Raw genomic sequence first — 8,485 nt, 5'->3', positions numbered from 1 at the left:
CGGCCGGGATGTTGTTCTTGATGCCTTTGGCGATGTCGGTCGGCACGATGCCGTCAACTGTGCAACCCTGACCATTATCCTGCGGCAGATGCATGATCGTGGATTTGGAGATTTCCGCATAGCTGGCCGGCAGGGGTTTTGCCTTGCCCATCAGGCGGGCTGGCGAAAAGGCGCTCATCAGATCGCCGACATCCGGCGTCAGGGCATCTTCGGGGCCGATATTCGGCTGGCCGAATTCCTGCTGGCCCAGTTTGCGTCCCTTCAACTCGTCCGGCAGCAAGGCGAGCGGCGTCAAGCCAAACACGTCATCGACGAATTTGACCACCGAGGCCTGGCTGCCGACCTGATGCGAGACCGCATGAACGCGCGAATAGGGCGAGATCATCAGCAGAGGTACCCGGGGCCCGAAGTCGAACACCTTGTGATCGGGGCCGTCGGCAAGAATGGGCGGACGGACGCTGTCGTAATCGCCTTCGGAATCGTCCCAGGTGATGATGATGACAGCGTGCTTCCAATATTTGCTCTTGGCGATCGCATTCACATCGGTCGCAATCGCGGCTTCGCTGATCTGGGCGTCGGAGTAGCCGGGATGATCGTCATCGCCCAGGAAATTCGCGCGGGCCTTGGCGACGGGGTTATCCGGCGTCAGACCCATGATGTTGTCGAATCCGCCCTTGACGTAGAAGACGCCGCCGTGAGCCGGAAGAGTCTGATTCGCCAGAGCCGCGTAGAAATCATGCAGACCGTGCAGATGTGCGCGTTCGACCGGGTTGTTGACGATATACCCGAAATATTGCGGCCCGTTGTGATGAGTCACGTAGGACGCATGTTCACCGCCATTGACGACAGGATTGGCCGTATCGGTCGGCGCGTTGGCATAGCCTTCCTCGAACCAGCCCCAGTCGACCGGCTTCTGGCCATGGGCCGCGAGATAGGCGACATCCTGCTGAACATCGGCGAGGTCGGTCTTCGGCTGGGTATCGTGAGCCGTATACTTCGCCGCCGCATCGCCGGCCGTGTTCAGGGCGATATTGGCATAGGTCTGATTGATCTGGACGCTGGTATTACCGGTGAAGTCGCCTGCATTGACCGGGACCGCGTTCGCCGTGCCGTAGGCCGGGTCGAGCGGCGAGCCCCAGAAAGGATCGTCGTCGTCCATGACCGGCTCACCCGATCCGGCTTCGGTGACGACCCCACCTGCATCTTTGCCGGGCGGTGAATTTCCGGCGTAGGGCGTGCCGTTCGGCGAGACGAAGGCTTCGTCCGGATGCAGCGCCCATTGGGTCAGGCCGGTCTGGGCCGCGAAGATCGAGAGGTTGCCAGGCGTCGACGGGCCGGTGATGTCCTGAAACACATGGTCGAACAGCACGAAGCGCGACGCATATTCCCAGAGGAAGGGGACAGTGTCGCAATCTTCGTGCGCCATCGCGAGTTCGCCGTATTGCTCGGCCAGCAGGGACGGATTGCCGGTCGGCGAGTGGACGCGCTCTTCGCCGATCGCGAAATTGTTCATCTGCGGCACGCCATTGACCACGTTCATCTTGCTGACGATGACGGGATGGGAATGGTTCACGTCGTCGGTATCCCACGCATATTGCTTCGGGCCGATCCGGAACGGTGAGATCGTCTTGATCGCGCCGGTGGTCGTGATGATGTTCTGATAGAACCCCGGCGTCTGCGACGGCGGTTGCGAATAAAGGCCCTTCGCACCTGGGAAGGTTCCGAAATACGAGTCGAACGAGCGGTTTTCCTGATACAGGACGAACACGTATTTGATCTTCTTCCTGACCAGATCGATCATCTGCTGATTGGTCAGGTGCAGATGCGGATTGTGCGCGATCATCGATTTGACGATGCCCTGCGCATCGGGCTGGCGCACGACCTCGGCGGAAACCGGTGTCGCGGCGGCGAGAATGGGTTGGCTGGTGATGCTCAGGGCGCAAAGCGCTGAGCAGGCCATGAGTATGGCGCGGCGCATGGTTAACTCCCGTTGGTTGATGATACGCCGGATAATCAATTTTTAATCATTTGTGCGTGATAATTCGATGACGCTGGAGTCATGCGCCGGACAGGTTTCAGGCGGATCTTCCGATCCGGCGCTTCGGGGCGACCGGCGGGCCGGCTGGAGCGTTATGTTTTTTCGAGCGATGTCATGCGATGAAGTTGCCGCTGCCGCGTCAACTTGATCGCCGATCGCTCTAAAGCGTTATGCTTTCAGCGTAACGCTTTAGTCCTATGTTTTTGCGAGCGATTTCAGGCGATTATGTTGCCGCTGCCGCGTCAACATAATCGCCTATCGCTCTAGCGGCCCTGCCCGAACAGGCGGGATGCGATCGCCCAGGCCCGCTCGCGGTAATGCCGGTTCAGCTGCGGCGTTGCCGAATGGTAATCGCCGAGGCCGCGCATGAAATTTCCGCCGGCGCGATCGATGTCGGTGCGCAGGATCAGGGCGGCGGCTGCGATGTTGAAGCAGGGATCATCGATCAGGCGGGTTCGCGTCGCGGCGGGGCTGAGCCGGGCACGGCGGGCGAGAGGGTCGATCCAGATCGAATTGACCTGCATGAGGCCGAGATCGGCGGTGCCGTTCGGGTCGGGGCGGACCATGCCGACCGCGCCGCCTTCGATCACCGCGATCACCGGCAGCGCGCGCGGCGGCAGATGATAGACCGAAGCGGCGAGCAGCATGCAGCGCAGATGCGCGATCATGATGCAATAGCCATGACATTTCGATGACGCGGCGTCGCGGCACTGGCGCGATGCGGGTGAGGTCGGATAGTCACGCGCTCATGAGCATCTCCCGCAAGACCCCCAATGCCGATGATGGCTACACCCTGCTCGAACTGCTGGTGGTGATCGTGATTCTCGGCCTGCTGATCGGGCTGGTGGCCCCTGCCCTGCTCGGCCAGCTCGGCCGGGCCAAAACCAGCATCGCCGCACAGTCGATCGAGCAGATCGGCTCGGTGCTCGATCTCTACAAGCTCGACATCGGGCGCTACCCGACCACCGGGCAGGGGTTGCAGGCGCTGATCGCCGATCCGTCCGGCGTGTCCGGCTGGCACGGGCCGTATCTGAAACAGACCAAGGTGCCACTGGACCCGTGGGGTCATCCGTTCATCTATCAGGACCCGTCGAGCCGGCCGGGACTGGCCTATGATCTGTGCTCCGAAGGGCCCGACGGCAAGCCGGCGGCACCGGGCGCGCCGGGGACGATCTGCAACCATTAGCCGATCCGCACGATGCTTCATGGGCGGATGCTTCATGGGCATTGGCGATCCCGCCAGCCCAGGATGCGGAACGGTGTTTCGATATTCGACGGGCTGAGCCGCACCACGGCGCAGCGCCGGGCGATGGCGCGGCCCGGGCCGGTGGCGCTGGCCGCGATTTCGACGATGCGCGGGCCTTCGACCGCACCGCCCGGCAGCGTGATCGGCCCGGCGAGGCGCAGAGCGGCGCGGACCATCGGGTCCGCCGATGCCGCGTCGGGCAAGGGTGGGGCGAACAACGAGAGATGCGGCGCGATGGCATCGTAAAGTCGCGGGGTCATGCCGATCACCCCGGTCAGGTCAGAGACGGCGGTGAAACCGGTACCGTTCGGACCCGAGGCGTGGCCGGTGGCGCGATATCGCGCATCCAGCGCCGACTGGGCGGCGGGCGAGACCGCCGGGCTGCGCCAGGCGACGATCGCATCGGCGATATCCCGCGCCTGCGCCGGACCGGCGCCGGCGACCCGCAGCAATGCCGCGAGCAGGGCGGGCGGGGCCGCGTTCGGATTGATCCGCCCGGCGATGCCGTGCACGATCACCACCACCGCACTCGCGCCGATCCGGCGCGGGGCGATCGTGGTGCCGTCCGCGAGATCCACGATCGCGCGCGAGACCCCGCCATCCGCCGCGGCGCCGGCCATCGCCGCACCACGCAGATTGCCGGTGATGGTCAGTTCGGTGCGCGCGGCACCGAGAAACTGGGTGATCAGAAACCCGAGCAGCACCAGCACGAACAGCACGATCAGCAGGGCAAAGCCCCGATCCTGCGGCGCGCGACCGTGCTGACCAGCGTTCAATGCAATCCCCACCGTGCGCGCAGCGGTGCATTCGGGTCCGACGAGCCGTTGGCCGGCAATCCGTTCAACTCGCCCGGCACCAGTGCCGCACTCGGCAGTTCCTGTTCGAGATCGCGCGTGAGGGAGGCGGCGTCGGTCTGGTTGTGCACCACATGGGGGGTGATCAGGACCAGCAGTTCGGTGCGCGCGCGGGTGTTGTTCTGGCTGCTGAACAGGCTGCCGAGCAAGGGGATGTCCTTGAGGAACGGCAGGCCGGAATTGCCGCGCTGGTCGTTATCGGTGATCAACCCGGCGAGGCCGATGGTCTGGCCGTCATGCACCACCACGCTCGATGAGACCGAGCGTTCGGAAAACGTCGGTGAATTGATCCCCTGGGTGGTCACGCTGGGGGCCACGCCGCTGACCTGCTGGGAGACGTCGAGTGCGACCATGCCGTCGTTCGAGATGCGCGGGGTGATCTGCAGGATCACGCCGGTTTCCTGGTAGTTGATCGAGTTGATCACCGGCGCGCCGGCGGTGATGGTGCTTTGCGAGCTTTGCGAGAGATACGGCACCAGATTGCCGACCAGCAGATTGGCCGTGCGGTCGTTCTGCACCATCAACTGCGGCGAGGACAGGACCCGCACCTTGGTGACCGATTGCAGCGCCGAGATCGCGAGGGGTGCGGCATCCGACCCGTAACCTGACAGCACGAAACCGGGGAAGTTCTGGACCAGGCTCGATGAGGTGCCCTGGCTCAGCACGCCGTTGATACCGCCCGATTTGAAGAAGAACTGGGTGCCGTATTGCAGGGCGGTATTCAGATCGACCTCGGCGATGGTGGCGTCGATCTCGACCTCGAGCGGTTCGATGTCGATTTTGCGCAGCATGGCGTGGATCGTCGCATCGGTGGATTCGGTGGCGTAGACCAGGATCGCGTTCTGGCGGGGGGCGGCGATGATGCGGGTGCCGTCGTCATCGCCGCCGCTACCGCCGCCACCACCACCGCCGGATGAGCCGCCGAGCGGGCCGAGCAGCGGATTGTCCGAAGTCGGGGACGGGGCCGGGGATTGCGACCCGGTCGCGCTTAAAGCGCCATTGGCGAGGCCGCCGGTCTGCGTGCTTGCCGAACTCATGGTCGCCCCCATGGTGACACCCCCGGCGGTGGTGCCGAGCGGGGAGCCGCCGCCCGGCGTGCTGCCGGCGAGACCGCCGAGCGTGCCGGTCGCCACACCCGGCGCGGTCTGGCCGCTGGGGGCGGGCTGCGCGGTCACGTCGTTCGGCGTGAACGCCTCCTGCAACACATGGGCCACGTCTTCGGCGCGGCTGTTGCGCAGGTAATAGACGTGCCAGGTCCGGCGCGAGGCGACTTCCTGACGCGCGAGCACGGTATAGATCCGGTTCGCCTGGGCGATCTGCCCGATGCTGGGCGCGATCACCATCACAGCACCGATCCGCTCCAGCGGCACCACGCGGATGGCGCCGGTGGCCTTGCCCGTGCCCAGCGCTGCAGTGAAGCCAGTGGCGAAATCCTTGGCACTGCCGCCGGTTGCGGGGAACAGCACGTAGGACTGGCCGGCCAGCGCATCGACATCGAACGCGTCGATCAACTGGATCAGCGTGTTGCGGGTCTGCGGATCGCCATCGACGATCAGGGCGTTGCGCCCGGGGGCGGCGATCACCCGGCCGCCCTTGCCGACATAGGGTTGCAGCACGGCGGCGAGGTGTGCCGCGTTCACATAGGTCAGCGGCACCACCGTCGCACCGCCCAGCGCGGTATCGCCGGCGATCGCCGCACCGGCGGATGTTGCGGGGATGACGCGATACATGCCGTTATCGGCCACCAGCTCCGCGCCGTTCTGGCCGAGCAGGGTTTGCAGCGTGGGGATCAGATCGGCGCGCGGCATCGGATGGGCGGTGTGGAGGGTTGCCTTGCCATGCACCGCCGGGTCGATCGTGTAGGTGACATGCAGGATCGAGCCGAGGATCTGCGCGACCACCGCGCGGATATCGGTATCGGCGAAATCGAGCGACACCGCGCCGCCCTGCAAATCGGGCGGTGACACGCCCGCATCGGGCAGCGGGGTCTGGGTGCCGTAGCTGGCCGAGGCCCCGCCCTGAAACGGAGCCGCGATCGCGCCGCTCCGGGGACGTGCGGCGGGGGCGGCGAGCGGCGTCGCTGTCAATGCGTCCGGGCGCGCGGCGATGATGCCGGCATCGGGGGGGAGCGGTTTCGGCGCGCAACCGGCGAGGAGGCCGAGGGGGATCGCCGCGATCGCCAGCAGGCGGGCAGGCATGGGCATTCAGTGTCTTCCTGGCATTTGAAAAAGGGGCGTCTGAAGAGCGGGCGTTTGCGACGCGGGCGGCGGTGCGGCGTTGCTACCGGCGAAGCGGGGGGTGAGCCGCAGCGTCACACCCGGTCCGGTCAGGGTGACGGTATCGGCGGTGATCGCGCTCAGCCGGTACGCGCCGATGCGTTCGCCCTTGGTGACCAGGCGGGTCGCGCCTGAGCCGGGGGTGAAGATCGCCACCGCGACCTGGGGGCCGAACAAGATGCCGGAGAGGCGGGGCAAGTCAGCGTCACCCTGGATTACGGCGGCGACCGGCCGGCGATCGGGGCGGAACAGCGGGCGGGCGGCGATGATCGCGATCAGCCGGGTGGTGTCGACCGGCGGCGCGGTTATTGTGGCGGGCGGGATGGCGGCGGGCATCATGACGATGGGGGCGGTTTGCGGCGCCAGCAACGTGGCGAGCGCAAGACACGCAAGACCGGTTGCGAGCGAAGCGAGGGCGATGCGCAAGGGCGGCATCACGATCCGCCGGCGGCGCGGAACGCCGAGATGGTGAAACTGGCGCGGATCGGCAGATCGCGCCCCGGATCGGGCAGGCCGGTCGCGTGGAGGGAGAGGTCATCGACCAGCATGCGCGGCGAGGTGGCGGCGATCGCGCCGAGCAGCGCGATCAGCTTCGGATAGTCGGTGGTCAGGCTGATCCGCAGCGGAATCCGGCGGAAATCGCCGGTTTTGACCGGGGTGAGCAATTCGGCGGAGTCGAGATTGATGCTGTTCCGGCTGGCCAGCGCCTGAACATCGCCCTGCAGGGCGGCACCGGCCACCGCATCCGACCCGCCGGCCAGGAGCGTCACGCCGCCGATCCGGCCGGACCGGGCGATTCGTGCCTGCATGTCCGGCAAGGCGGCGATCAGGGCGCGCTCATGGGCGATGACGAGCCGCGTTTCGGCAATCTGGCGGGATCTTGCATCGTACCAGCTCATCGCCGGGGCGATCAGGCCGAACCACAGGATCGCCACCCCGCACAGGGTGAGCAAGATCGCGGTGATCCGGCCGGCGCGACCGTCGGGGAGGTCGAGACTGCCTTGCATCGCGCTAGGGCGCCTCATGGCGGCGCACCCTGACCCGGATCGAGACGATATCGGCTTTGGCGTTCAAGGCGCGCGTGACCGGGGCGGCGAAAGACGGATCGGCGAAGGCGGGATTGGCCGAGAACGCCGCGACCAGCCCGGCGGCATTGGGTGATTCGCCATCGAGCGTCGCGATCCGGTGGCGCAGCGTGAGGTCGGTGAGGAAACTGCCATCCGGAACGGCGGTGGTGATGGCGGCGAGGGCGGCCAGCGCATCGCCCTCGCGCGCCTGTTCCGCCGCGAGCGTCGCCGCCCCGTTGCGGGCGCGATCGAGCCGCCCGCGTAGGGTTTCCGCCGCGTGCAGCCTTGGCACGAGCGCCTTCTCGCGTGTGGCGAGGCGGTGGAGTTCGATCTGCTGGCGCGAAAGCGGGATCAGCAGGCAGACCAGCGCCAGTATCGCGCACAGGGCAGCCAGCGCCGCCTCGATCCTTCGTGCCGGTGGCGCGCCGGGATCGAGCGGCAGCGTGATGATCCCCGCGGCGTCCTGCGCCTCGATCCGGCCAGGGTGCAGATCGGCTTGCGCGAGGGCATCGAGCAGCGGCAGCAGCTTCGCGCGCGGCAGCACGGCAAGGCGCAGCGCGATCGAGCCGGCTGCTTTGCGGCGGTTGATGATGTCGGTGCGATACCAGACCTCACCGGCGGCGAACGGGGTCAGCCGGTCCATCTCGAAGGTGAGCACGGTGGCCAGATGCCGCTCCGCCGCCAGCGGCAGCGTGACCATGCGGCTCAGGACCAATCGCCCCGGCGCGGTCACCACCAACGTGACACCGCGGCGCAACGAGGGTGACAGGTCGGCGGCCAGTGCGCCGAGCGTGCCGAGTGTGCGGGTTCCGCCGCGTGACCGCTGCGCCACCACAGCGCAGGCCGGCGGCGCGGTCAGATCGGCCGAGACGATCAGGCCCGATGCTGAACCGCCGAACATCGCGCGCAGCGAGCTCGGCAGCAGCGATCGTAGCATCGCGCCATACCAGCGAAGGAATTCCATGCGCCTGCTAGTGACGTGCTGACGGGGTTTTGAAAAATGA

Annotated in this window: 8 protein-coding genes; 1 reads left to right on the top strand and 7 read right to left on the bottom strand. The window is 66.5% G+C overall.

What is annotated here, in order from left to right; all coding sequences use genetic code 11:
* Together ACP5E6_RS07465 and ACP5E6_RS07460 are read right to left on the bottom strand one after the other, a co-directional pair.
* On the bottom strand, positions 1-1,978 hold a 1,978-nt coding region (locus ACP5E6_RS07465), incomplete at its 3' end, for a phospholipase C (RefSeq protein ID WP_427953379.1).
* Between the two features lie 323 nt (positions 1,979-2,301).
* Positions 2,302-2,706, bottom strand: coding sequence for a lytic transglycosylase domain-containing protein (locus ACP5E6_RS07460; protein ID WP_427953377.1), 405 nt, complete (start codon positions 2,704-2,706; stop codon positions 2,302-2,304).
* A 23-nt stretch (positions 2,707-2,729) separates the two neighbouring features.
* Between ACP5E6_RS07460 and gspG the strand changes: the two genes are divergently transcribed.
* Positions 2,730-3,224 (top strand): type II secretion system major pseudopilin GspG, encoded by a 495-nt coding sequence (gene gspG / locus ACP5E6_RS07455; RefSeq protein WP_427953375.1) that lies wholly within the window; start codon positions 2,730-2,732, stop codon positions 3,222-3,224.
* A gap of 32 nt (positions 3,225-3,256) precedes the next feature.
* On the opposite strand, the gene ACP5E6_RS07450 is transcribed toward gspG, so the two are convergent.
* Genes ACP5E6_RS07450 through ACP5E6_RS07430 form a run of 5 tightly spaced genes read right to left on the bottom strand, consistent with a single transcriptional unit; the run spans position 3,257 to position 8,445 of the window.
* Complete coding sequence (locus ACP5E6_RS07450) at positions 3,257-4,060, bottom strand: hypothetical protein (RefSeq protein ID WP_427953373.1); 804 nt, start codon at positions 4,058-4,060, stop codon at positions 3,257-3,259.
* A complete protein-coding gene (gene gspD, locus ACP5E6_RS07445; RefSeq protein WP_427953371.1) occupies positions 4,057-6,342 on the bottom strand; it encodes a type II secretion system secretin GspD in 2,286 nt (761 codons plus the stop codon). Before gspD ends, ACP5E6_RS07450 begins: the two co-directional genes overlap by 4 nt.
* A complete protein-coding gene (locus ACP5E6_RS07440) occupies positions 6,343-6,849 on the bottom strand; it encodes a hypothetical protein (protein WP_427953369.1) in 507 nt (168 codons plus the stop codon).
* On the bottom strand, positions 6,849-7,439 hold the full coding sequence (gene gspM / locus ACP5E6_RS07435) for a type II secretion system protein GspM (protein WP_427953367.1): 591 nt from the start codon (positions 7,437-7,439) through the stop codon (positions 6,849-6,851). Before gspM ends, ACP5E6_RS07440 begins: the two co-directional genes overlap by 1 nt.
* Entirely contained in the window at positions 7,426-8,445 is a 1,020-nt protein-coding gene (locus ACP5E6_RS07430) for a PilN domain-containing protein (RefSeq protein WP_427953365.1), read from the bottom strand. The genes gspM and ACP5E6_RS07430 overlap by 14 nt, the downstream gene beginning before the upstream one ends.
* Positions 8,446-8,485 lie beyond the last annotated feature (40 nt).

The sequence above is a fragment of the Acidiphilium sp. genome (genome assembly GCF_049977125.1).
In the GTDB taxonomy this organism is placed as follows: Bacteria; Pseudomonadota; Alphaproteobacteria; order Acetobacterales; family Acetobacteraceae; genus Acidiphilium.
This window is presented reverse-complemented; position numbering and strand designations above follow the sequence as displayed.